This window comes from Micrococcus sp. 63XJN7_6_ISO-PGPR-S23-444, assembly GCF_058072765.1.
In genome coordinates this window covers 1,048,486-1,071,232 of the sequence record NZ_CM176516.1, presented here as the reverse complement: position 1 = coordinate 1,071,232, position 22,747 = coordinate 1,048,486, and the positions used below count along the sequence as shown (strand labels likewise).

Below are 22,747 nucleotides of genomic sequence, written 5' to 3'. Positions count from 1 at the left end.
TCTGGCAGGGTCCGCGGACCCCCGACGGGGTGGCCCGACACGCCTGCCGACGCCGATTTTGCATCCGGGCGGAGATGGCCTAGAGTTCTTTCTCGTTGGAAAACGCAGGTGAGCGGCTCGGACGAGCGGATCCCGGCGGCACCGACACGCGGATGTAGCTCAGTTGGCTAGAGCGCCACCTTGCCAAGGTGGAGGTCGCGAGTTCGAATCTCGTCATCCGCTCGCTCAACCTTCACCCCTGGTCGGGTGGCCGAGAGGCGAGGCAGCGGCCTGCAAAGCCGTATACGCGGGTTCGAATCCCGTCCCGACCTCGCAGGCTTCTCCGACCGGGAGTGGCGGCATGTTCACCACCTCCTCGGAGGTGGACGAGCGCGATTGGCGCAGCGGTAGCGCGCTTCCCTGACACGGAAGAGGTCACTGGTTCGAACCCAGTATCGCGCACGGAGACGATCCGTGAGGATCGACTCAGGCGGATGTAGCTCAGTTGGCTAGAGCGCCACCTTGCCAAGGTGGAGGTCGCGAGTTCGAATCTCGTCATCCGCTCCACACACGAAGGGCCCCTCCTGGCGGAGGGGCCCTTCGTCGTTCCGGGGCGTGCGGTCGGCCTCGTGCTCGGAGCACGGACGCCGACCGTCGGACGGGATCAGAGCCGCGGGCCGTCCACCCGCCAGTAGCCGCTGAACATGATCGCGCGCTTCGGTGCGATGCCGCGGCGGACGATCACCCGCCGCGCCGCCGTCGCGAGCGACTGCTCGCCGCACGTCCACACGTGGTCGCGGGGCGCGGCGGGGAGGTCCTCGAGGTGCGGCGTGAGCAGGGCGCCCGGCACGGCGTCTCCGCGGTGCAGGACCGTGAGCGTGGCGCCCTCCGGGACCTCGAGGGCGGGGACGTGGTCACGGCCGGGCACCTCCAGGACGACGTCCATCCGGCCCCCGTGCGGCGTGCGACGCTGCGCGGCGAGGGCGGCGGCGATGCTCGGGACTGCGGTCTCGTCCCCCACCACGAGGTGCGACTCCCCCGCCGCCGGCAGACGATAGGCGCCCGTCCCGGTGCGGAAGCCGGCGACGTCGCCCGGACGTGCGGTGCGCGCCCACGTGCCGGCGGGGCCCGCATGGTCGTGCACGACGACGTCGACGTCGATCTCACCGACGGAGGGCCGGTGCTCGGCGACCGTGTACCACCGCAGATCCGGCCGCACGTCCTCGGGGATCCGCCCGACCGCTCGCCGCGCATTGAGCGCCGCGGGATCGGGCATCACGAGCGCCCGCCCCGGGGGCGGGGTGAGCAGCCCGAAGTACTCGTCGCAGCCCTGCGGGGTGAACGTGCGGAACTCCTCCGCGGCGAACGTGAGACGACGCAGCCGGGGGGCGAGCAGCCACGTGGCGCGGACCGTCATGGTCCACTGCGGATACTCGTCGCGGTCAACGGGCATCGCCTGGCCGAGGGCCGCGAGCCCGCGGTAGGCCTTCATCTGCAGGGCCTCGACACGCGAGGGACGGGCGGCAGGCGGGGGGAGGACGGAGGAGCTCGTCATCCGGTCAGCATAGGTGAGCCTCACCTTTGCTGGAGTCCTCCCTTTGAATACGTCACGTCATTGTTGCGTATTTGCTTTCTTAGGTAAGGCTTTCCTACTGTGCGGGACGTCCGTGGCGCACGCCGCCCGGAGCCGACGACCCCCTCACGGAAGGCCCTCCCATGCTCCCTCGCCTGTTCGGACTCGGCGATCCCGCCGCCTACCTCGACGCCACCGGCAGGGCGGCCCGGGTGGCCGTCGACACCGCCTACGACCGCGCGGGGGTCCACCCGGACACCCCGTCGACGCACCTGGCCGACGCCGTCGGCGCCGTCGACTTCTCGCAGCCGACGGGCAGCCTCGACGACGCCCTCGCCGAGGTCGCGGAGCTCTACGCCCACCAGACCACCGCCTACCACCACCCGCGCTATGCCGCTCACCTCAACTGCCCGGTCCTGCTCTCCAGCACCGCAGCGGACACCGTGCTCGGGGCGCTCAACACGGCGGTCGAGTCCTGGGACCAGGCCCGCTCCGCGGCGCTCATGGAGCAGCGGCTCCTGGCCGAGGTCGGACGCTGGTGCGGGTTCGCCGCGGGCGACGGCGTCTTCACCTCCGGAGGGTCGGCCTCCAACCTGCAGGCCATGACGCTGGCCCGCGGCCGCGCCGTGCAGCGCCTCACCGGCCACGCCGGGCTCGCCGACCTGCCCGCCGAGGTGCTCGGCTCGCTGCGCGTCTTCGTCAGCGCCGCCACGCACTACAGCATCGCCAAGGCAGCCGGCCTGCTCGGGCTGGGTCGCCACGCCGTGGTCGTCGTCCCCACCGACGCCGCCGGGCGTCTGGACCCCGGGGCCCTGGCCGAGGCGGTCGAACGTGAGGTGGCCGCCGGTGCCGTGCCGATGGCCGTCGTCGCGACGCTGGGGACCACCGACCGCGGCGCCATCGACCCGCTGCCGGCCATCGCCGACGTCGCCGAACGCCACGTGATGTGGGTCCATGCGGACGCGGCCGTGGGCGGGATCCTCGCCGCGAGCGCGGCGACGCGCCACGAGCTGCCGGGGCTGCACCGTGCGGACTCGGTGACGATGGACTTCCACAAGACGTTCTACGTGGGGCTGGCCTGCAGCGCGCTGGTGGTGCGGGACGCCGAGAGCCTGCGCCATGTGACGGTGCATGCGGACTACCTGAACCCGGAGGACAGCGTCCATCCGAACCTGGCGGATCGGTCCTTGCAGACGAGCCGCCGGTTCGACTCGCTCAAGCTGTGGCTGACGCTGCGTGAGCATGGGGCCGAGGCGGTGGTGTCCCTGTTCGCGGGGGCGCGCGAACGCACGCGGCAGGCGTGCGGGATCCTGCGGGCCCGGCCGACGTTCGCGGTGCTGGAGGATCCGACGCTGGTGACAGTGCTGTTCCGGGTGCGGGCCGAGGGACTGTCGGAGGAGGAGTGCACGGCGGTGCAGGCGGCGACGCACCGGGAGCTGGTGGCCGGCGGGCGCGCGCTGATCGCGACGACAGTGGTGGACGGGGTGCCCCATCTGAAGTTCACGATCCTGAACCCCGCGGTCACCTCGGGCGAGCTGGAGGAGCTGGTCGACGTCGTGGAGGAGGCGGCGCTGCGGCACGTCGACGCGGTGCGGGCGAGCCGTCATCGGTGTCGCGGGGTGGCGCGGACCCGTCCGCATGGCCCGTCGGTCGCCGTGTCCTGCACGCTCCCCGCTTCGGCGGGGCCACGTCCGTCCGCGGCGCGCGTGGACGAGCACGGAGAGCAGGTGTGCGCATGAGCCCGGCGTCCACGTCCCCCCGCCGCGTGCTCGCGATCGGGCTGGGCCCGTTCAACCTGAGCCTGGCCGCGCTGGCCCACCCGCTGCCCGACGTCGAGGTGGAGGTGGTGGAGAGCCGCGACGCGTTCGTGTGGCACCCGGGCATGATGCTGCCGGGCGCGCAGATCCAGGTGCCGTTCCTCGCGGACCTGGTGACGTTCGCGGACCCGACCTCCCCGTACTCGTTCCTGGCGTATCTCAAGGCGATGGGCCGGCTGCACCGCTTCTACATCCGGGGTTCCTGGTACCCGCTGCGGCGGGAGTTCTCGGACTACTGCGCGTGGGTGGCAGCCCAGCTGCCCGGCATCGCCTACGCGACCACGGTGACGGCGGTGCGGTGGGACGATCAGGCGGACGAGTTCGTGGTGGAGGCGGCCTCCGCGGCCGGGACCAGCACGCACCGGGCCGACCACGTGGTGGTGGGCACGGGCACGGTGCCGTCCCTGCCCGCGCCGCTCGCGCGCGTCGCGGAGGAGTCGGCCCGGGTCGGCGCGTCCCCCGTGGTGCACACGGGTGAGTACATGGGCCGTCGCGAGGACATCGCCGGGGCCGGGTCGGTCCTGGTAGTGGGCAGCGGCCAGTCGGCGGCGGAGTGCGCCCTGGACCTGCTGAACGCGGGCCACCCGGACCTCACGTGGGTCACGCGCTCACCCCGGTTCTTCGGCATGGAGGTCGGCCAGCTCACGCTCGAGCTGACCTCGCTGGACTATGAGCGGCACTTCGCCACTCTGCCCCGGGCGCGGCGGGATGAGATCAACGCATCCCACCGGTCCCTGTACAAGGGGATCAGCGAGTACACGATCGAGGACGTCTACCACGCGCTGTACGAGCGCCAGGTGGGTCCGCTGGACCCGGCCCGGCTGTGGCCGGGCACGTCGGTGGCGGACGCCCGCCTGGTCGCGGGCCCGGGTGCGCCCCGGGTGGAGGTCACCCTGCGCGACGAGGAGACCGGGGTGACCGGGCGGCACGTGGTGGACCGTGTCGTCGCGGGCACGGGCTACCGCCACCCGGACCATCCGTTCCTGGAGCCGGTGCGGCACCTGCTGCGCGCGGAGGACGGTCGGACGACGGCGAACGCGGACCACGCGATCGACGTGAGCGGCCGCCGGATCTTCGTGCACAACACCGCCGAACAGCCCCTGGGGCTCACCGGCCCGGACCTGGGCATGGCGGCGGAGCACAGCGGCCGCATCCTCAGCACGATCGCCGGCCGTGAGGTCTACGCGCAGGCCGAGTCGATCGCGTTCCAGGACTTCGGTGCCGTCGCGGCGGGCGTCCGGTGAGCGCCGTGACGCCGCCGCAGACCACCGTGGACGGTGCGGCCGCGAGCGCGGCCCGTCGTGTGGAGCTCCGTCCCGTGGGCGCGCAGGACCATCCGCTGCTGCACCGGTGGGTGACGTCCCCGCACGCCGTGTACTGGGAGATGACGGAGGCGGGTCTGGCCGACGTCGTGGCCGAGTACGAGGCGATCGCCGCGCACCCGCACCACCACGCGCACGTGGGGCTCGTGGACGGGACTGCGACCTTCCTGGTGGAGGTCTACGACCCGGCCCACTCGGAGCTGGCCGGACGGTATGCGGGCGCGCCGGGCGACGTCGGCCTGCACGTGCTCGTCGCCCCGACGGACACCCCGGTGCCCGGGACCACGGACCTGGTGATGGCCGCGGTGGTGCGCTGGTGCCTGGCCCAGCCGGGGGCGCGGCGCGTCGTCGTCGAGCCGGACGAGCGCAACGCCGCCATCCGGGCGAAGAACCTGGCCGCCGGGTTCACGGAGCTCGGTCCCGTGGCGCTGGGATCCAAGACGGCGATGCTCTCGATCGCCACGCCCGAGTCCTTCACTGCCAGCCGGATCGGCGTCCTCGCCGCCGGGCTGGACCTCACCCTCCCCGAGCCCCCGCTCCTCCTCACCCCCGACAGGCAGGTGTCCGCATGACCCCCGTCCCCCCGTCCTCCCCGTCCCGCCTGGACGCGCTGACGGCGCCGACCGCCCGGCACGCCCACCGGCTGCTCGTCGCCAAGGCGATCCGCGAGTTCACCCATGAGCGGCTCCTGACGCCGGTGCGCGGCGAGCGGGTCGACGACGCCGGCCGCCACGCCTACACGCTCACCCTGGGCGGGGTGCGGTGGACGTTCACCGCGCGTGCCCTCCCGCTCGAGCACCTCGGCGTGGATCCGGACTCGGTGTGCCGTGCCGGGGATCCGGACGCGGTGGCCGTCGACCGCTTCGTCCTCGACGCGGCCGAGGTGCTCGGGCTGGCCGGCGAGGCGCTGGACGTCTATCTCGAGGAGCTCGCCTCCACCTTCGCCGCCCGGTGCCACACCCTGGCCGGCGAGCGCCCGTCCGCCGCCGACCTGGTGGACGCGGACTACACGGCGGTGGAGGCCGCCATGAGCGAGGGACACCCGGGCTTCGTGGCCACCAACGGCCGCATCGGCTGGGGGGCCACGGAGTACGCGATGTTCGCCCCCGAGGGCGGGCGGGCGCTGCACCCGGTGTGGCTCGCGTTCCCCTCCGAGCTCGGGGGACGGTGGACCTGGCCCAAGACCGCGAGCGCGGGCGCCGCCGTGCCGGCGCCGCCCCCGCCGATCACCGAGGCGGTGGCGGGCCTGTGGGCGGAGCGGGCGGCGGCGCTCGACGTCGATCCGGAGGCGTACACGCTGATCCCGGTGCACCCGTGGCAGTGGGAGCACCGGATCCAGGTGGCGTTCGCCCCCGACCTCGCCGCGGGGCGGCTGGTGCACGTGGGCGAAGACCCGGACGCGTTCACGGCCATGCAGGCGGTGCGCACCCTGTTCAACGCGAGCGACCCGCACGCCCCGCAGCTGAAGACGGCGTTGTCCGTGCAGAACATGGGGTTCGTGCGCGGCCTCTCCCCCGCGTACATGTCCGTCACCCCGGCGATCAACGCGGTGGTGGCCGACCTCGTGGACTCCGACCCCCTGCTCGCGAGGTGGGGCTTCGGGGTGCTGCGGGAGTACGCCTCGGCCGGGTACACCGGGGACGCCTTCCATGCCGTGGGCTCGAAGGGTCCTCACACGAAGATGCTCGCCGCCCTGTGGCGGGAGAGTCCGCTGCCGCGCCTGGCGGAGGGCGAGCGGGTCATGACCATGGCGGCGCTGCTGCACCGGGACGGCGGGGGCCGCTCCGTGGCGGGGGCGCTCGTGGAGCGCTCGGGGCTGACGGCGGCGCAGTGGCTGCACGGGGTGGTGACGGCCTACGTGACCCCGCTGGTGCATCTGGCCGCCGCCTACTCGACCGTGTTCATGCCCCACGGGGAGAACATCGTGCTCCGCCTGCGGGAGGGACGGGTCACCGGCGCCTTCCTCAAGGACATCGGGGAGGAGGTGGTGGTCGGCGCGGACGGCGTCCCGCTCACGGAGCAGACCCGGCGCATCCGCATCGACCTCACCGACGAGGACCTCTCCCTCTCCTTCTTCACGGACATGCTGGACGGCGTGCTGCGCCATCTGGCCGACGTGATGGACGCGGACGCCCTGCTGCCGGCGGAGGAGTTCTACGCCGTGGTGGGGCGGGTCCTCGCCGAGTACACGGCCCTGGGGCTCGCGGATGTGGAGCGCCTCGGCCTGGACGCGGAGGACTTCGCGCACTCGTGCCTGAACCGGTTGCAGCTGCGGAACGCCACGCAGATGGTGGACCTGACGGACCCGTCGGGCTCGCTGCTCTACGCCGGTCGCCTGGCCAACCCGGTGGCCGCGCCGCTGCGCCGCGCGCTGGCGGAGCTCCGGCAGGACGCCGCGGCATGAGCGCGGACGCGTGGACCGGGACGGCGACGGGTGACGTGGCGGGCCGTTGCCACCGGGACGCGCACGGCGTGCCGACGCTCGTGGCCGCGTCCCTGCCCGAGCTGGCCTACCTCCAGGGGTGGCACGTGGCGACGGAGCGGGCCTGGCAGGTCGACTGCGAGCACCGCCGGGTCACCGGCATGAGCGCCGAGGTGTTCGGCCCGCCGGCGGTGGCGAACGACGTCGCCGCCCGGCAGATGGACCTGGACGGCGCGGCCCGCCAGGCGTTCAACGCCCTCGACGACGCGGAGGACCGGGCCTGGTTCACCCGGTTCGCCGACGGCGTGAACGCGGGGCTGGACGCCGGGGCCCGGCGCGCGCCCGAGTTCGCCGCCCACGGGGTGAAGCCGCTGCCGTTCGACCCGCACACGGCGCTCGCCCTGCACCTGGGCTACAACGTCTGGCTGACCAACGCGCCGGCCGCCCTGTTCCGCACCCTGCTGGCCGAGCGCTTCCCCGCGCTCGCCGCGGCGCTGATCTCGCCGCGCCCCGACGCGGACGGCTCGAACGCCTGGGCGGTGCGCGTCGGCGCCGAGGGCGCTCCGCTCGTGGCCGCCGACCCGCACCGGCTGCTCGAGCTGCCCGGCGTCTACCAGCAGGTGCGCCTCGTGGTGGAGGCCGAGCGTCCCCGGGACCGCGTCGACGTCGTCGGCCTGGCCTTCCCCGGTGTGCCGGGCGTCCCGCATGTGGGGCAGTCCGAGCACGTCGCGTGGGTGACGACCTCGGCGATGGTGTCCTCGCTCGAGATGGTCCTCGAGGACGCCCCCGAGGGGCCGGAGGTCCTCGACGCCCGGACCGAGCGGGTGCACGTGCGCGGCGGCGACCCCGTGGACTTGCGGGTGGCCCACACCCCGCGCGGGCGGCTCGTGGACGTGCCCGGCGCCGGCCCGGTGAGCATGCGGTTCCCCGCCTGGGACCGCGCCGACACCGGCCTGCCGAGCGCGCGCCGGCTGCTCACGGCCGCGAGCGCCGCGGAGGCCTGCGCGGTGCTGGACGGGCACGTCGAGCCGGTCAATCGCGTGATCGTCGCGGACCGGCGGACGGTGCTCACCCGGCACGCCGGGGCCGTGCGGCGCCGGGATCGACGCTCGGCCTGGGGTGCGGCGCGGGCCTCCGCGCTGGGCCGGGGCTCCGCCGACGGGTCCCTCGATCAGCGCTGGGTGCGCTGGCCCGCGCCGGCCGCGGCGGACGACGTCGTGGTGGCGGCCAACGAGCCCCACCCGGACACCGCCTGCCTCACCGTGGACGCGTGCGCGCCGTGGCGGTCCCGCCGCATCCGGGAGGCCCTCGAGGCGCTGGCACCGCAGGAGCGGACCGTGGACGCGATGGCCGCCCTGCAGACGGACACCCGGACCCCGGGCGCGCCGCGGGCCTGGCTCGCCGACGCCGTCGACGCGCTCGTCGCGGACGGCGTGCTGGCCGCGGAGTCCGTCCCGGCGTGGGCCGGCGACGCCGCCGCCGGATCGGCCGCGGCCCGCTGGTGGCTCCTCGTGGAGCACGAGGTGGCCGCCGCCCTGATCGCGCACCTGCCGCCCGCCTCGCGGGCCCTGCTCGGCGGCCCGTGGGCACCGTGGGGCGACGCCGCCGCATGGGTCGGCGCGGCGCTCGCCGAGCGCGGGCCGGAGCCGCTGCGCGCGGCCCTGGGGGTCGCAGCGTCGACGAGGGACCTCGTGCGGGCCGCCGTCGCCGCCGTCGGCGACGCCGCTGAGCCGCCGGGCCCCGACGACACGGCTCGGACGTGGGGTGCGGCGCATGCCCTGACCCCGTTCCTGTTCACGCACGAGCATCCCGGCGGGCCGGATGTGCCGGGGCTCGCCGACGTGCTCGACACGATCGGGTCCGTCCGGGTGGGCGGCACCGCGGACGCGGTCTGCGCCACCTCGCACGCCCCCGGCCTGGCCGTCGGCACCCACCGCGGGCCAGTGGCCCGGGTCGTGTTCGACCTCGGCGACCGCACCCGCAGCCGGTGGGTCGTCCCGTTCGGCGCCTCCAGTCTCGGAGGCGGGCACGTGACGGATCAGCTGGACGCGTGGGCCGCCGGCCGCCTGCTGCCCGTGCCGTCCGGTCCCGTCCCCCCGTCCGCCGGCAGCGGCGTCGCACCCGCCCGCTCCGTCCCCGGCGGGGCCCCTCCGGGACGCATCGTGGCCGAGGTCGGCGTCGGGGCGTTGGGCCTGACCATGACGCGCGTCCGCCCGGCCCTGGACGCCCCGCTGATCCACGCACTCGTCACGGAGCCGCGGGCGGAGTTCTACGGGATGCGCGGGCACAGCGTGCAGGACGTCGAGGAGGTCTACGACTTCCTCGAGTTCCAGCCCACCCACGCGAACCACCTCGTGTGGCACGGCGGGACCCTCGTGGCCCTCGTGCAGACCTACGACCCTCGCGCGGAGGAGGTCGGCGGCGCCTACGAGGTGCGGGACGGGGACCTCGGATTCCATTTCATCACCGCCCCCGGCGGCCTGCAGGGGCGCGCCCGCGCCACGGCCTACCGGAGCATTGTGGACTGGTTGGGCGCACGCCCCGGCACGCGTCGGCTCGTGATCGAGCCGGACGTCCGCAACACGCGGGCCGTGAAGACCGCCCGGGCTCTGGGCTTCACGGTGGACCGGGAGGTCGAGCTGCCGGGCAAGCGGGCGGCGCTGTGCTTCCGCGCCGTGCACTGACCCTGCCCCGCACACGGCGACGGCGCGCACCCGTCTCGGGTGCGCGCCGTCGTCGTGCCGGTCAGGGGCGGTGGCTCACTTGTGCTCGGCCACGCCCGTCTGGCCCTCCCGGACCAGGGCGGTCATGCGGGAGACCGTGCGGAAGTACTTCTTCATGTAGCCGCCGTGCATCATCTCCTGCGTGAACAGGGCGTCGAAGGGCACACCGGAGGCGAGGACGGGCACGTCCTTGTCGTACAGGCGATCCGCGAACACCACGAAGCGCAGGGCCGTGGCCTGCTCCGTGATGGTGTGCACGTCGTGGAGGGCGAGCACGTCCACGTCCTTGACGAGCTCGCGGTAGCGGGAGGGATGCACGCGGGAGAGCATCGCGGTGAGGTCCGCGAAGTCGTCCACGGCGAGCACACCCGCGTCGGGGAAGTTCTCCTGGGCGGTGGCCTCGACGGCGGCGTCGTCCAGCGGCGACGGGGCGGCGGAGAGGCCGCGGTGGCGGTAGTCCTCGCCGTCCACGCGGATGACCTCGAACTGGTCGGCCAGGACCTGGATCTCGCGCTTGAAGTCCTGCGCCGCGAAGCGCCCCTCGCCGAGCGAGCCCGGCAGGGTGTTGGAGGTCGCCACCAGGCGCACGCCGGCGTCGGCCAGCTCGCGCATGAGGCGGGACATCAGCACGGTGTCCCCCGGGTCGTCGAGCTCGAACTCGTCGATGCACACGAGGGTGTACTCCTTGAGCTCGTCCACCGCCTTGCGGAAGGACAGGGCGCCCACGAGGTTGGTGTACTCCACGAACGTGCCGAACGCCTTGGGCCCGGGGGCCGCGTGCCACGTCGAGGCCAGCAGGTGGGTCTTGCCGACGCCGAAGCCGCCGTCGAGGTAGATGCCGGCCGGCCCTGCCGCCCGCTTCTTCCCGCCGAACAGGCCGCCGAGGAACCCGCCGCCCGAACCGCCCCGGCCGAGGTCTGCCGCGAACCGGCGCAGCCGCTCCACGGCCTGTGCCTGCGAGGGGTGCGCGGGGTCCGGGATGTAGGTGTCGAAGGACACCGTGCCGAAGCGGTACGACGGGTGGAAGCCGGCCAGCAGCTGGTCCGGGGTGACCTGCGGCGAACGGTCGGCGAGGTGGACGATCTGAGCCACGGGACACTCCCAGGGTCGACGACGGGGATTCCGGGCCATGCTATCGGGCCGCGGACCCGACCCATGTGACCTCGCGTGTCCCGGACTGAGGGGCCCCTACCCTCTTACGTGACACCGATGTGCCGTAATCTGTCGCGCAGGGCACGGACACGGAACCCGCCGTCGTCGTGCCGCCCGCCCCGGGCCCGTGCGGGCCCGCCCGACGCGAAGGAAGGCAGTGCCATGACCGATACCGCCGCGAAGTTCTCCGAGTACGCCCACCCCGAGAAGCTGGTGTCCACGCAGTGGGTCGCCGACCATGTCGGCGACGAGGACGTCGTGGTCCTCGAGTCCAACGAGGACGCTCTCCTCTACTCCACCGGCCACATCCCCGGCGCCCAGCGCGTCGACTGGCACACCGAGCTCAACGACCCCGTCACCCGCGACTTCGTCGGCCCCGAGGCCTTCGCCGAGTTCGCCGCCTCCAAGGGGATCTCCCGGGACACCACCGTGGTGTTCTACGGCGACAAGTCCAACTGGTGGGCCGCCTACGCCCTGTGGGTGTTCACCCTCTACGGCCATGAGGACCTGCGCCTGATGGACGGCGGCCGTGACAAGTGGATCGCGGAAGGACGCGAGACCACCCGCGAGGTTCCGACCGTGGCCCGCGCCGAGTACCCGGTGATCGAGCGCGACGACCACACCGAGCGCGCCGCCCGCGAGGACGTCCTCAAGGCCATCGGGACCACCCCGCTGATCGACGTCCGCTCCCGTCCCGAGTACACGGGCGAGACCACGCACATGGCCGGCTACCCGCAGGAGGGCACCCTGCGCGGCGGCCACATCCCCACGGCGGCGTCCGTGCCGTGGGCGTCCGCGGCCAACGAGGACGGCACCTTCAAGTCCCGCGCCGAGCTGGAGCAGGTCTACCGCACCGGCGCCGGCCTGCAGGAGGGCGACGACGTGATCGCCTACTGCCGCATCGGCGAGCGGTCCTCCCACACGTGGTTCGTGCTCAAGTACCTGCTCGGCCACGAGGACGTCCGCAACTACGACGGCTCCTGGACCGAGTGGGGCAACGCCGTGCGCCTGCCCATCGCCGTCGGCGAAGAGCCGGGCGAGGCCCCCGCGCGCTAAGCCCCCGGCACGGCGTGGATCACTAGACTGGGACACCATGACCGAGAACCACGCCGTGCCCGCCGCCCTGGCCGAGATCATCGACGACTTCGCCGGGGTGCCCGATCCCGAGAAGCTCGAGCTGCTGCTGGAGTTCTCGGACGAGCTGCCGGCGCTGCCGGAACGCTACGACGGCCACGAGGCCGAGATGGAGCAGGTCGTGGAGTGTCAGACCCCGCTGTTCCTGGCCGTCGAGCTCGGGGGTGAGCCCGGCCCGCAGGCCCCGGTCCGCCTCTTCATCACCGCTCCCCCGGAGGCGCCCACCACGCGCGGCTTCGCCTCCGTGCTCACCCAGGGCCTGGACGGGCTGAGCGCCCTCGAGGTCCTGGACGTGCCCGAGGACATCCCCACCCGCCTCGGTCTGGCCAAGGCCCTCACCCCCCTGCGGCTGCGCGGCATGTCCGCCATGCTCGGCCGCATCAAGCGCAACGTGCGCGAGCAGGCCGGGATCGCCTGAGTCCGCCGTGGGCCAGCGCAAGAAGGATCGCGGCGCCCGGCACGGGGCGGCCACGCCGGCCGTCGCCGCACTCGAGGCCGCCGGGGTCCCGTACCGGCTGCACACCTTCGACGTGGCCCTCGACGCCGGCGGCGAGCGGTTCGGCGTCCAGGTCGCCCGGGCGCTCAGCGTGCCCGCCGACCGACTGTTCAAGACGCTGATGGTGGCGGACCCCGACGGCGCGCTCGCCGCATGCGTGGTGCCCGTGTCCGGTCAGCTGGACCTGCGGGCCGCCGCCGCGGTGCTGGGCGTCAAGCGGCTCGCCCTGGCCGATCTGGCGGTCGTCGAACGCCGGACCGGCTACGTGCGGGGCGGCGTCTCGCCCCTGGGCCAGCGCCGGCCCCACCCCGTCGTCCTGGACTCCTCCGCTCTCGACGCGGAGCTCATGTACGTCTCCGGCGGGCAACGCGGCCTGGATGTGGAGATCGCGCCCGCCGACCTCGTGCAGGTGACGGGCGCCGTCGTCGCGGAGATCGCGGCGGACTGACGGGCGGGTCCTGCGGCCGGGCCGGTCAGGCGTCGTCGCGCGCCTGGCGGCGCACCACAGCCATGCGCTGGCCGACGGTGACCAGGGAGGCTGCGGCGAGCAGCCCCAAGGTGACGGCCAGGACGACCGGGGGCAGACCGAGGCCGGTGAGGCCGGCGACCACGAGGGTGGCCACGAGCCGTTCGGCGCGCTCGGCGATGCCCACGTGCGCGTCCCAGCCGAGGGCCTCCGCCTTGGCACGCACGTAGGAGACGAGCATGCCCAGGGCGAGGCAGGCCCCGGAGAGCGCGCCGACCGCGGGTGCGGCGCCGACGCCGAAGCCCCACAGGCACAGCCCGAGGAACACGGCCGCGTCCTGCACGCGGTCCAGGGTGGAGTCGAGGAACGCGCCCCAGCGGCCGGTGGACCCGGCCTCGCGCGCCATGATCCCGTCCACCAGGTCCGAGAACACGAACGCGGTGATGAAGAGCGTGCCCCAGAACAGGTGCCCCAGGGGGAAGAGCACGAGCGCGCCCAGGCTCACGCCGAGTGTGCCGACGACCGTCACGGTGTCCGGACTGACCCCGGCCCGCAGGAGCGCACGGGCCACCGGGGTGAACAGGCGGGTGGTGACGCCGCGCGCGTGACGGTCCAGCATCAGGCGGAGTCTCCGGCCCCCGGGCGAGGATGCTCGGCCGCGGCACGGGCGTTGGCCGCCTGGCGCGCGGCGTGGTCCCGGGCGGCCCGGTCCCAGACGTCCGCGAGGATCTGCCGGGTCTCCCCCAGGGTCTGCGACATGTTCTTGGTCCGGGCGATGATCGGCAGGAAGTTGCCGTCGCCGGTCCACCGGGGCACCACGTGCTGGTGCAGATGGGCCGCGATCCCGGCGCCGGCCACCGCCCCCTGGTTCATGCCGAGGTTGTAGCCGGACGCGCCGGCGGCCTGGCCGAGGGCGAGCATCGCCGTCTGGGTCAGCTCCGCCATCTCGGCGGCCTCCTCCGTGGTGGTGTCCGTGTACAGGGGCACGTGGCGGTAGGGACAGACGAGCAGGTGGCCGGGGTTGTACGGGTACAGGTTCAGCACCACATAGGCGGTGCGGCCGCGGTGGACGATGAGGGAGTCCTCATCGTCGCGCTGCGGGGCCGCACAGAACGGGCAGGTGTGCTCGTCCTTGACCTGGCCCGTCCCCTTGGACACGTACGCCATGCGGTGGGCGTTCCAGAACCGCTCGAAGGCGTCCGGGGCGCCGGGCAGCTCGAAGCCGTCCGTGGCGGCGGCGTCCGCCGACGCGCGGGCCTGCGCCCGCGCGTCGGATCCGCCGGTGCCGGGGCTGGTCATGGGGTGACCTCGCGCTCGCGCACCGCCTTCACGATGCGTTCGATCGCCTCCTCCACCGGCACGCCGTTGTCCTGGGTGCCGTCGCGGAAGCGGAAGGACACGGCGTTCGCCTCCCTGTCCTCGCCGCCGGCGATCAGCACGAACGGCGCCTTCTCCTTGGCCGCGGTGCGGATCTTCTTCGGGAAGCGGTCCGAGGAGTCGTCCAGGCGCGCCCGGATCCCCTCGGCGCGCAGCTTCGCGACGACGTCGTCCAGGTAGTCGTTGAATGCCTCGGCCACCGGGATGGCCACGACCTGCTCCGGGGCGAGCCAGGCCGGGAACGCGCCGGCGTAGTGCTCGGTGAGGACGCCCAGGAAGCGCTCGATGGAGCCGAAGAGGGCGCGGTGGATCATCACGGGGCGCTGACGGGTGCCGTCGGCGGCCTGGTACTCGAGGTCGAAGCGCTCGGGTAGGTTGAAGTCCAGCTGGATGGTGGACATCTGCCAGGTGCGGCCGATGGCGTCCCGGGCCTGGACCGAGATCTTCGGGCCGTAGAACGCGGCGCCGCCCGGATCCGGGACGAGCTGCAGACCGGAGGCCTCGGCGACCTCGGCGAGGGTGCGGGTGGCCTCCTCCCAGATCTCGTCGGAGCCGACGAACTTCTCCGGGTCCTTCGTGGAGAGCTCGAGGTAGAAGTCGTTGAGGCCGTAGTCCTTGAGCAGGTCGAGAACGAAGTTGAGCGTGGTGGTCAGCTCCTCCTTCATCTGCTCGCGGGTGCAGTAGATGTGGGCGTCGTCCTGGGTCATGCCGCGCACGCGCGTGAGCCCGTGGACCACGCCGGACTTCTCGTACCGGTACACGGAGCCGAACTCGAACAGCCGCAGCGGCAGCTCACGGTAGGACCGGCCGCGGGAGCGGTAGATCAGGTTGTGCATGGGGCAGTTCATCGGCTTGAGGTAGTAGTTCTGCCCCTGGCGCGTGATCTCGCCGGTCTCGGGATCACGGACCTCGTCGATGTGCATGGGCGGGAACATGCCGTCCGCGTACCAGTCGAGGTGGCCGGACACCTCGTAGAGGTGCTGCTTGGTGATGTGCGGGGTGTAGACGAACTCGTAGCCGGCCTCGGTGTGGCGCCGACGGGAGTAGTCCTCCATCTCCTTGCGGATGATGCCGCCGCGCGGGTGGAACACGGGCAGGCCGGAGCCGAGCTCGTCCGGGAAGGAGAAGAGATCCAGCTCGGCGCCGAGCTTGCGGTGGTCGCGGCGCTCGGCCTCGGCGAGGCGCTCCTGGTAGGCCTTGAGGTCGTCCTTGCTGGCCCACGCGGTGCCGTAGATGCGCTGCAGCTGCTTGTTCTTCTCGTTGCCGAGCCAGTAGGCGGCGGCGGAGCGGGTGAGCGCGAAGCCGTTGCCGATGAGCTTGGTGGAGGGCAGGTGCGGGCCGCGGCAGAGGTCGCACCACACGGCGTCGCCGGTCTTGCGGTCCACGTTGTCGTAGATGGTGATCTCCCCGGCCCCGACCTCCACGGAGGCGCCCTCGCCGGCGGTGTCCGCGGCATCCTTCTTGCCGAGCAGCTCGAGCTTGTAGGGCTCGTCCGCCATCTCGGCGCGGGCGGTCTCCTCGTCCACGACGCGGCGGCGGAAGGTCTGGCCGGACTTCACGATCTTCTGCATGAGCGAGGAGATCTGCTTGAGGTCCTCGGGGGTGAAGGGCTCGTCGACGTCGAAGTCGAAGTAGAAGCCGTCCGTGATGTACGGGCCGATGCCGAGCTTGGCGCCCGGGCGCAGCTGCTGCACGGCCTGGGCCATCACGTGGGCGGTGGAGTGCCGCAGCACCTCGAGGCCCTCGGGCTCCGTGATGTCCACCGCTTCGACGGACGCGCCGGCGGGGATCTCCCGGGCCAGGTCCCAGAGCAGGCCGTCCACCCGCATGACGGCGGTGGTCGGCTTCTCGCGGAAGAGGTCGAGGCCGGTGGTGCCGTGCGTCACCTCCCGCAGCTCTCCGTCCACGGTCAGCAGGATGTTCTTCGGCTCCGACACGGTGCTCCTTCGAGGTCTGGCTTCGGGATCGGTGGCGTACGGGGGCCACCGTCGGCCGCGTCCCATTCTAGGGGTGCGGCCGGACGGCGGGGCACGGAGGCGGACGGTCTCATCTGTCCGGGGTGGGCAGCAGCTCCCACGTCTCCGGGTGGGGCACCGGGATCGGGGGGTGCTCCGGCGCGGGCCGACCCGGTGCCGTGCGGCCGGGGCGGGCCCCGCCGGCCGGCCCGACGTCGGTGCGCACCTTCACGGGCCAGCCGCCCGTGCCGTGGTGCGGGATGTCCGGCAGGGGCTGCGCTCCGGTGCCCGCCCGGCCGCTGCGGCGCGCGGCGGCGGCTCGGCGGTCCGCCGCGAGCCAGTCCCGCCACTGCTGCCGGGTGGCGTCCAGGTAGTCGGGGTCCGGGAGCGTCTCGGGCCGGTGCAGGTCCCAGGCGCGCACGGCCTGGACGGACACGGCCCGGTCGCCGGTGCGCCGGACGGTGCCCTCGATCAGCAGGAGGCGGGCGGAGAAGAGCATCTCCCCGGAGGCGTGCTGGGCCTCGGTGAAGAAGGAGGCGTCCACGCAGCCGGTGCCGTCGTCCACGGAGAGGAACACCACCCGCTTGCCGCTGCGCATGGGCGGGGTCTGGGTGGCCACGCGCACCCCGGCCACGAGCACCCGGGACTGCGTGCGCAGCCCGAGCAGGTCCTTCGCCCGGGTGACGCCGAGCGCGTCCAGGTACGGGGCGTGGGAGTCCATGAGGTGGGCGGTGACGTCCAGGGCGGTGAGCTCCAGCTCGGTGCGGACCCGGGCGGCCGGGCCCGGGTCAGGGAAGAGCGGGGCGAGGGCGGTGAGCTCGGTGTCCGGCAGGTCCAGGGCCAGCTGGCCCTCCACCTGCCGCGGACGGGCGGACCGCGAGCGCGGGGCGGTGCGGCCGGGGGCGGTGCCGCGGGTGGTGGAGTGCTGGAGTTCGAGGTGGTGGACGAGGTCGGTGCGGGAGGCGCCGCCGGGTGGGAGGAGGCAGTCGAGGGCGCCGAGCTGGGCGAGGCGTTCGAGGTTGCGGGCGGTGGGGCGGGCGCGGTCGCGGACGTCGGCGAGGGAGCGGTAGGGGCGGCCGGCGTCGAGGCGGTCGGTCTCGGCTTCGCTGAGTCCGGAGAGGCTGGTGAGGGGCAGGCGGATGCCCCAGCGGCCGGGGGCGCCGTCGTCGACCTCGGGGTGGGCGGGGACCCACTCGACGTGGACGTGGCGCGAGGAGGCGTTGACGTCCACGGGCAGGACGGGGATGCCCATGCGGCGGGCCTCGGCGACCATGAGGCGGGCGGGGTACATGCCGGGGTCGTGTTCGAGGATGGCGGCCATGAAGGCGGCGGGGTGGTGGGTCTTGAGCCAGGCGGAGTGGTAGGTGGGGACGGCGAAGGCGGCGCCGTGGGCCTTGCAGAAGCCGAAGGAGCCGAAGGCGGAGAGGGTGGCCCAGACCTCGTCGATGACTTCGAGGGAGTAGCCGCGGGCGAGGGCGCCGGTGCGGAAGGCCTCTTCGACGAGGTGTTCCTGCGGGCCGCCGAGGAGGCGGCGGTGCTCGTCGGCGCGGGCCAGTCCGCAGCCGGTCATGACGTCCATGGTGCGTAGGACCTGTTCGTGGAAGACGGTGACCCCGTGGGTCTCGGCGAGGACGGGCCGCAGGTCGGGGTGCGGGTAGTGGGCGGGTGCCCAGCCGTGCCGCTGTTCGAGGAAGGGCCGGACCATGTCGGACTGCATGGGGCCGGGGCGGAAGAGGGAGATGTCCACGGTGAGGTCGTTGAACTCGCGGGGGGCGAGTTTGCCGACGAGTTCGCGCTGGCCCGGGGACTCGATCTGGAAGCAGCCGAGGGTGTGGGTGGTGCGGATCATCGCATAGGTGGCGTCGTCGTCCAGGGGCACCTGTTCGAGGTCGATGCGCTCGCCCGTGGTGCGTTCGACCTCGGCGATCGTGTAGGCGATGGCGGACTGCATGCGCACGCCGAGGATGTCGAGCTTGAGGAAGCCCATGGGGTCCATGTCGTGCTTGTCGAACTGGCTCATGGGCAGGCCCATGCCGGAGGGCTGGACGGGGGTGCGGTGCAGCAGGGCGGCGTCGCCGAGGATGACGCCGCAGGGGTGCATGGAGATGTGGCGGGGCAGGCGGTCGAGGCGTTCGGTGAGGTCGACGAGCAGGTCCAGCTGGCGGTCGCCCTCGGCGCGGCCGGACTCGATGCGGCGGGAGAGGCCGCCGAGTTCGGGCATGCGCTGGAGGGCCTCGCGGAAGTTCGAGGCGGAGAAGCGCCAGAGCTGCTTGGCGATGGCGTCCACCTCGGGTTCGGGCATGCCGAGGGCGAGGCCGGCGTCGCGGACGGCGCCGCGGGCCCGGTAGGCGTTCTGCATGCTCATGAGGGTGGTGCGCTCGGCGCCGAAGCGCTCGACGACGGCATGGTAGATCTCGTGGCGGCGGGCGGACTCCACGTCGATGTCGATGTCCGGGAGGGTGGAGCGGTCGGTGGAGAGGAAGCGCTCCATGATCAGGCCGTTGGCCATGGGGTCGACATGGGAGATCCGCAGGGCGTGGTTGACGAGGGAGGAGGCGCCGGAGCCGCGGGCGGCCACGCGGATGCCCATGCCCTCGATGAGGTCGACGACGGCGGCCACGGTGAGGAAGTAGGAGGAGAAGCCGAGTCGGGTGATGATGCCGAGCTCGTGTTCGGCGCGGTCCTGCAGGTCCCGGGCCGCCTGGCTGGTGCCGGGGAGGCCTCCCCCGGTGTGGAGGTGGGGGTAGCGGGCGAGGAGGCCGGTGCGGGTGCGCTCGCGCAGCACGTGCTCCGGGGGGCCGTCGATGCCGATGACGGCGGCCTCGGGGACGCGGGGCACGCCCCAGCCGAGGTCGGTCTCGGGGTCGAGCGCGCAGGCCTCGGCGAGGCGGCGGGTGGCCTCGAGCAGGGGGGCAGGGCGGTCGTCGGCGGCGGCGGCGACCTCGTGGGCGATGCGGTGCATGGCGGCGGTGGACTTGAGCCAGCCCTGCCCGTTGGGTTGCAGGTCGTGGAGGGCGTCGAGGGAGCTGAGGGCACGGACGGCGTCGAGGACGTCCGCGGTGGCGGCACCGTCCGGGGCCGCGTAGCGCACGGCGTTGGTCAGGACGGCGGGGATGCGGGCCTGGCGGGCGGCGCGGAGGGTCTTCACGGCGTGCCCGGTGTCGAGGCGGCGGCCGGGGGCGGAGAGGTGGGTGACGACGTCGGCGTGGGGGCTGCCTGCGGGCAGGGCCGCCTTCCAGCGGTGCAGGGCGGCGAGGCCGGCCGCGTACCGGCGGCGGGCCAGGTGGCGGCCGACGTCCGAGTCCGGGCCGAGGAGGACGAACAGCTCGGGGGTGGACGGGTTGTCCCGGTTGGCGGCGGTGGGGACTCGGCCGGCCGCCGCGGCGGCGAGCTCGGCGACGCTGGCCCAGGGGCTGCCGCCTGCCGCTCCCCCGGTGGTGCGGGCGTGGGCGGCGGAGACGAGCTCGCACAGGGAGCGGTAGCCGGAGCCGTGGCAGCCTCCTCGGGCGAGCACGACCACGCGGCCGGCGTCCTCGTCCTCGCTCCACCGGACGGCCAGGTCCACGCCCACGATCGGGGTGATGCCGTGGCGCAGGCAGGCGCCCACGTGCTTGGCCATGCCGTAGAGCCCGTCCCGGTCGGTGCAGGCCAGCAGGTCCATGTCCGCGGCCGCGGCGGCGGCCACGAGGTCCTCGGGCCAGCTGACCCCATGGTGGGCGCTGAACGCGGAGGCGACGTGCAGGTGGGCGAAGGGTGCGGCGGTGCGTCCGGCCGCGGCGGCCTGGCTCATGCCGACCGCCTCAGGTCCTGGGCGTGCTCGTGGACGCGCACGAGCCGCCACCGGCCGGAGTCCAGGTGGTGGGCGACGTCGAGGGTCTGCAGGGGCGCGGCGCCGGCCCGGGCCAGGCGGACCTGCAGCCGCCACATCTCGTGGTCGACGAGACCGGCGCCGCGGCCCTTCTCCGCGCGGACCTCCTCCGCCCACCAGCGGCGCCGCTCGAACCAGCGCACGGGGCGCTCTGCGAGGACGTAGTCCCGCCCGTTCCAGCGCAGCCCCTGCGGGGTGCCGTCTGCCCCGCACTCCACCGCCACCGACTGTGTGAGGACTCCCATTCTGCTTCTCTCCCTGTGCACTGCTGACCGGACCGACGACGGGGTGCCGTCGGGCGATGGGAGCGCGGCCCGTCCGGCGGACCGGACGCGGGGAAGAAGTGGGAAGGTGGGGCCGCACCCCCGATCGTACTCGAACATGTGTTCGAATGCGATGAGTGCGAAGGTAGGGTGGCCGCCGGACACGTTAAGGACGCATCGCCCCGAGACGAGCGAGGCCGGGAACGCCCTTTTCGTGAGACCGGCTGGCCGAGTCCTGGCCGGGGACCTCGAATCCGACCCTGGAGCGCACATGCACGAGAAAATCGTCTCTTGGGCCGGAAGAAGTGCGTCGGCACGGCCCTGTGGACAATGCGAGCAGGACCACAATCCGTCTGCGTATACTCCGAACCAACCGGGCCTCGCATGCCACGGGCACCGCGCTGCGGGATCAGCGCGGGAGGCGCGGACACACGACGGACGTCCAGTTGGAGGGGAAATGTCTCTCACCGCACCCGGGCGCGCCCTGCGCCGCCACCGATTCGCCCAGGCCGGCACGCTCAGCGTGGCCTTGGCGCTCGCACTGACCGCCTGCGGCGGGCAGTCCGAGCCCGCCGAGTCGTCGACGACGTCGCCCTCGTCCGCCAAGCCCGCCGTCGAGACGTCCGCGCCCGCGAGCACGAGCGAGACCGCGAGCACGAGCGAGACCGCGGGCGTCAGCTCATCCCCCATGGCCACGGAGAGCGGGTCCGGCGAATACGTGCCCGCGTCTGCCGACGGTCCCGCTCAGAACGTGCCCAAGCCGGAGATGCCCGCCGCCATGAAGGAAGAGACCAAGGAGGGCGCCGAGGCGGCGATTCGCTATTTCTGGGACGTGCACTACTACGCCGAGCAGACCGGAGACACGGAACTCCTCGACTCTCTCTACAGCGAGTATTGCGAGTTCTGCCAGTTCAGCTCGAACGACCTGCAAATGATCTACAAAGACGGGGGGTGGTACACCGGCACTGAGGTACAGATCGATTCGATTCTGACTCATCGATCCGAAACCGGGTATGTCTCGACACTCCTTGTCACTACGGGCACAGGAACGGGATACACCAAGGGCGGGGTTGTTCCCGAGAACGGAGATGTTGAAGCGGCCTCCAAGCAGCCTTGGATCGCGGAGGTCTCGTTTAACCCCGAATCTTCACACTGGATTGTTGATGAGATGTCATATGAAGGTTCGATCGGATCTAACTGATGGGGCGCACCTGGATTGTATTAGTGGCATTATTGATCAGCCTCCTATTCGTGCCTACCACTGCCGCCGCCACCCCTTCACACGCACGAGACATCGAGTCGTGCACTTCTTCGAAGAGCCACTACTCAATAAATAAAAAGGGCATTGCGGCGAATAAGAGATGCTCAGATAGACACTCAGCAACCTCGAGTTCAGTTGTTGCAACTGATTACTCAGCGACCGCCGCCCGCCCGGACCCACACCTAGAGCACAAAACGGTCAGTGCATGCTTCTCGGGGCAGCTGGGCAATCCGGATTTCGAGAGTTGTCGAGAGCAAGAGGCGAACTTCTGCCCCGAGGGTTCGTGGATCCGGGCGCAGACCGTAGACACTCGTCAGCCTGATGCTAATCCCGCCTATGGCGCCCCTAAATGTTGGACGGCCAAGGCCTCCAGCAACGGCGCCCCGCCCGTCTCCATCGACGAGGTCCGCACGCTCCTCGTGCTGGAGCCTGAGATCCGGTCGGACAATGGCGGACGCGGGATCCGCAATGCGGAGACCAACTTCTACGCAGACGCCGAGACACGCACGCTCGTCACCACCCTCAACGGGGTCGAGGTCGAACTCCGCGCCACGCCGGTGAGCTTCCACTGGGACTACGGGGACGGCTCCCCCACCAAGACCACCTCGGTCGCAGGCCAGAGCCAGCCGGAGTTCAACGTCCCCACCCCCACGAGCCACGTGTACGAGGACACCGGGCAGTACACGGTCCGCCTCACCACCGTCTACATCGGCGAATACCGGGAGGCCGGGGGCGAGTGGGTGCTCATCCCGGGCACCATCAGCCTCGACTCGGCCCCTGTCACCGCGAATATCTGGCGCACCATCACCCGCAATGTCGCCGATGACTGCAGCGTCGACTCCTCAGCCTGGGGCTGCACCGGCCCCATCGAATCCGCTCCGGCCGGCTGAGCACAGACCGCGGGGCGGCCGACGGTCTCCCGTCCACCGCCCCGCGGCC

The 22,747-nt window shown here is 72.8% G+C and carries 17 protein-coding genes and 4 tRNA genes; 14 read left to right on the top strand and 7 right to left on the bottom strand.

What is annotated here, in order from left to right:
* The first annotated feature begins 148 nt into the window (after nucleotides 1-148).
* The 4 genes from AC3RJ9_RS04990 to AC3RJ9_RS04975 all read left to right on the top strand — a co-directional run bounded on the left by AC3RJ9_RS04990 (nucleotide 149) and on the right by AC3RJ9_RS04975 (nucleotide 546).
* Nucleotides 149-222, top strand: a tRNA-Gly gene (locus AC3RJ9_RS04990).
* Nucleotides 223-240: 18 nt separating this feature from the next.
* Nucleotides 241-311, top strand: a tRNA-Cys gene (locus tag AC3RJ9_RS04985).
* A gap of 58 nt (nucleotides 312-369) precedes the next feature.
* Nucleotides 370-441, top strand: a tRNA-Val gene (locus AC3RJ9_RS04980).
* 28 nt (nucleotides 442-469) lie between these two features.
* Nucleotides 470-546 (top strand) — tRNA-Gly (locus tag AC3RJ9_RS04975).
* Between the two features lie 97 nt (nucleotides 547-643).
* Here the strand turns inward: AC3RJ9_RS04975 and AC3RJ9_RS04970 are convergent.
* Nucleotides 644-1,534, bottom strand: a complete 891-nt coding sequence (locus tag AC3RJ9_RS04970; protein WP_123244425.1) for a siderophore-interacting protein — start codon at nucleotides 1,532-1,534, stop codon at nucleotides 644-646.
* A 161-nt stretch (nucleotides 1,535-1,695) separates the two neighbouring features.
* Between AC3RJ9_RS04970 and AC3RJ9_RS04965 the strand changes: the two genes are divergently transcribed.
* The 5 genes from AC3RJ9_RS04965 to AC3RJ9_RS04945 are packed head-to-tail and all read left to right on the top strand — an operon-like array spanning nucleotide 1,696 to nucleotide 9,797.
* Nucleotides 1,696-3,291: a pyridoxal phosphate-dependent decarboxylase family protein gene (locus tag AC3RJ9_RS04965; protein ID WP_123244424.1), complete on the top strand. Its 1,596-nt coding sequence runs from the start codon at nucleotides 1,696-1,698 to the stop codon at nucleotides 3,289-3,291.
* Nucleotides 3,288-4,613, top strand: coding sequence for a lysine N(6)-hydroxylase/L-ornithine N(5)-oxygenase family protein (locus AC3RJ9_RS04960; protein WP_043279265.1), 1,326 nt, complete (start codon nucleotides 3,288-3,290; stop codon nucleotides 4,611-4,613). The genes AC3RJ9_RS04965 and AC3RJ9_RS04960 overlap by 4 nt, the downstream gene beginning before the upstream one ends.
* Nucleotides 4,614-4,618: 5 nt before the next feature.
* On the top strand, nucleotides 4,619-5,263 hold the full coding sequence (locus AC3RJ9_RS04955) for a GNAT family N-acetyltransferase (protein WP_223246401.1): 645 nt from the start codon (nucleotides 4,619-4,621) through the stop codon (nucleotides 5,261-5,263).
* Complete coding sequence (locus AC3RJ9_RS04950; RefSeq protein ID WP_020624757.1) at nucleotides 5,260-7,095, top strand: IucA/IucC family protein; 1,836 nt, start codon at nucleotides 5,260-5,262, stop codon at nucleotides 7,093-7,095. Before AC3RJ9_RS04955 ends, AC3RJ9_RS04950 begins: the two co-directional genes overlap by 4 nt.
* Nucleotides 7,092-9,797: a GNAT family N-acetyltransferase gene (locus AC3RJ9_RS04945; protein WP_113914430.1), complete on the top strand. Its 2,706-nt coding sequence runs from the start codon at nucleotides 7,092-7,094 to the stop codon at nucleotides 9,795-9,797. Before AC3RJ9_RS04950 ends, AC3RJ9_RS04945 begins: the two co-directional genes overlap by 4 nt.
* Nucleotides 9,798-9,872: 75 nt before the next feature.
* On the opposite strand, the gene zapE is transcribed toward AC3RJ9_RS04945, so the two are convergent.
* Nucleotides 9,873-10,928, bottom strand: a complete 1,056-nt coding sequence (gene zapE, locus AC3RJ9_RS04940; protein ID WP_036340820.1) for a cell division protein ZapE — start codon at nucleotides 10,926-10,928, stop codon at nucleotides 9,873-9,875.
* A gap of 222 nt (nucleotides 10,929-11,150) precedes the next feature.
* Here zapE and AC3RJ9_RS04935 point away from each other — a divergent pair, with 222 nt between their 5' ends.
* Genes AC3RJ9_RS04935 through AC3RJ9_RS04925 form a run of 3 tightly spaced genes read left to right on the top strand, consistent with a single transcriptional unit; the run spans nucleotide 11,151 to nucleotide 13,066 of the window.
* A complete protein-coding gene (locus tag AC3RJ9_RS04935; RefSeq protein ID WP_123244432.1) occupies nucleotides 11,151-12,044 on the top strand; it encodes a sulfurtransferase in 894 nt (297 codons plus the stop codon).
* Between the two features lie 37 nt (nucleotides 12,045-12,081).
* A complete protein-coding gene (locus AC3RJ9_RS04930; protein ID WP_070708839.1) occupies nucleotides 12,082-12,540 on the top strand; it encodes a SufE family protein in 459 nt (152 codons plus the stop codon).
* A 7-nt stretch (nucleotides 12,541-12,547) separates the two neighbouring features.
* Complete coding sequence (locus AC3RJ9_RS04925) at nucleotides 12,548-13,066, top strand: aminoacyl-tRNA deacylase (protein WP_069941367.1); 519 nt, start codon at nucleotides 12,548-12,550, stop codon at nucleotides 13,064-13,066.
* A gap of 25 nt (nucleotides 13,067-13,091) precedes the next feature.
* Here the strand turns inward: AC3RJ9_RS04925 and pgsA are convergent, their stop codons facing one another.
* The 5 genes from pgsA to AC3RJ9_RS04900 all read right to left on the bottom strand — a co-directional run bounded on the left by pgsA (nucleotide 13,092) and on the right by AC3RJ9_RS04900 (nucleotide 20,529).
* Nucleotides 13,092-13,703, bottom strand: coding sequence for a phosphatidylinositol phosphate synthase (pgsA, locus tag AC3RJ9_RS04920; RefSeq protein WP_123244431.1), 612 nt, complete (start codon nucleotides 13,701-13,703; stop codon nucleotides 13,092-13,094).
* The gene (locus AC3RJ9_RS04915) at nucleotides 13,703-14,383 is read right to left on the bottom strand and encodes an HIT family protein (RefSeq protein ID WP_070708841.1); all 681 of its coding nucleotides are present in this window, start codon (nucleotides 14,381-14,383) and stop codon (nucleotides 13,703-13,705) included. The genes pgsA and AC3RJ9_RS04915 overlap by 1 nt, the downstream gene beginning before the upstream one ends.
* Complete coding sequence (gene thrS, locus AC3RJ9_RS04910; RefSeq protein WP_044659661.1) at nucleotides 14,380-16,398, bottom strand: threonine--tRNA ligase; 2,019 nt, start codon at nucleotides 16,396-16,398, stop codon at nucleotides 14,380-14,382. Before thrS ends, AC3RJ9_RS04915 begins: the two co-directional genes overlap by 4 nt.
* Nucleotides 16,399-16,507: 109 nt before the next feature.
* Entirely contained in the window at nucleotides 16,508-20,206 is a 3,699-nt protein-coding gene (locus AC3RJ9_RS04905; RefSeq protein WP_163720945.1) for a DNA polymerase III subunit alpha, read from the bottom strand.
* Complete coding sequence (locus AC3RJ9_RS04900) at nucleotides 20,203-20,529, bottom strand: DUF6504 family protein (protein WP_036338972.1); 327 nt, start codon at nucleotides 20,527-20,529, stop codon at nucleotides 20,203-20,205. The genes AC3RJ9_RS04905 and AC3RJ9_RS04900 overlap by 4 nt, the downstream gene beginning before the upstream one ends.
* A gap of 475 nt (nucleotides 20,530-21,004) precedes the next feature.
* On the opposite strand from AC3RJ9_RS04900, the gene AC3RJ9_RS04895 reads away from it, so the two are divergent.
* Together AC3RJ9_RS04895 and AC3RJ9_RS04890 are read left to right on the top strand one after the other, a co-directional pair.
* Nucleotides 21,005-21,748, top strand: a complete 744-nt coding sequence (locus AC3RJ9_RS04895) for a DUF6318 family protein (RefSeq protein ID WP_119217322.1) — start codon at nucleotides 21,005-21,007, stop codon at nucleotides 21,746-21,748.
* A 479-nt stretch (nucleotides 21,749-22,227) separates the two neighbouring features.
* Nucleotides 22,228-22,698, top strand: a complete 471-nt coding sequence (locus AC3RJ9_RS04890) for a PKD domain-containing protein (protein WP_004167595.1) — start codon at nucleotides 22,228-22,230, stop codon at nucleotides 22,696-22,698.
* Nucleotides 22,699-22,747 lie beyond the last annotated feature (49 nt).

Coding starts and splice junctions, on each gene's coding strand:
- AC3RJ9_RS04895 (WP_119217322.1), top strand. CDS start 21,005: ATGTCTCTCACCGCACCCGGGCGCGCCCTGCGCCGCCACCGATTCGCC.
- AC3RJ9_RS04900 (WP_036338972.1), bottom strand. CDS start 20,529: ATGGGAGTCCTCACACAGTCGGTGGCGGTGGAGTGCGGGGCAGACGGC.
- AC3RJ9_RS04960 (WP_043279265.1), top strand. CDS start 3,288: ATGAGCCCGGCGTCCACGTCCCCCCGCCGCGTGCTCGCGATCGGGCTG.
- AC3RJ9_RS04965 (WP_123244424.1), top strand. CDS start 1,696: ATGCTCCCTCGCCTGTTCGGACTCGGCGATCCCGCCGCCTACCTCGAC.
- AC3RJ9_RS04930 (WP_070708839.1), top strand. CDS start 12,082: ATGACCGAGAACCACGCCGTGCCCGCCGCCCTGGCCGAGATCATCGAC.
- pgsA (WP_123244431.1), bottom strand. CDS start 13,703: ATGCTGGACCGTCACGCGCGCGGCGTCACCACCCGCCTGTTCACCCCG.
- AC3RJ9_RS04970 (WP_123244425.1), bottom strand. CDS start 1,534: ATGACGAGCTCCTCCGTCCTCCCCCCGCCTGCCGCCCGTCCCTCGCGT.
- AC3RJ9_RS04935 (WP_123244432.1), top strand. CDS start 11,151: ATGACCGATACCGCCGCGAAGTTCTCCGAGTACGCCCACCCCGAGAAG.
- AC3RJ9_RS04945 (WP_113914430.1), top strand. CDS start 7,092: ATGAGCGCGGACGCGTGGACCGGGACGGCGACGGGTGACGTGGCGGGC.
- AC3RJ9_RS04950 (WP_020624757.1), top strand. CDS start 5,260: ATGACCCCCGTCCCCCCGTCCTCCCCGTCCCGCCTGGACGCGCTGACG.
- AC3RJ9_RS04905 (WP_163720945.1), bottom strand. CDS start 20,206: ATGAGCCAGGCCGCCGCGGCCGGACGCACCGCCGCACCCTTCGCCCAC.
- AC3RJ9_RS04915 (WP_070708841.1), bottom strand. CDS start 14,383: ATGACCAGCCCCGGCACCGGCGGATCCGACGCGCGGGCGCAGGCCCGC.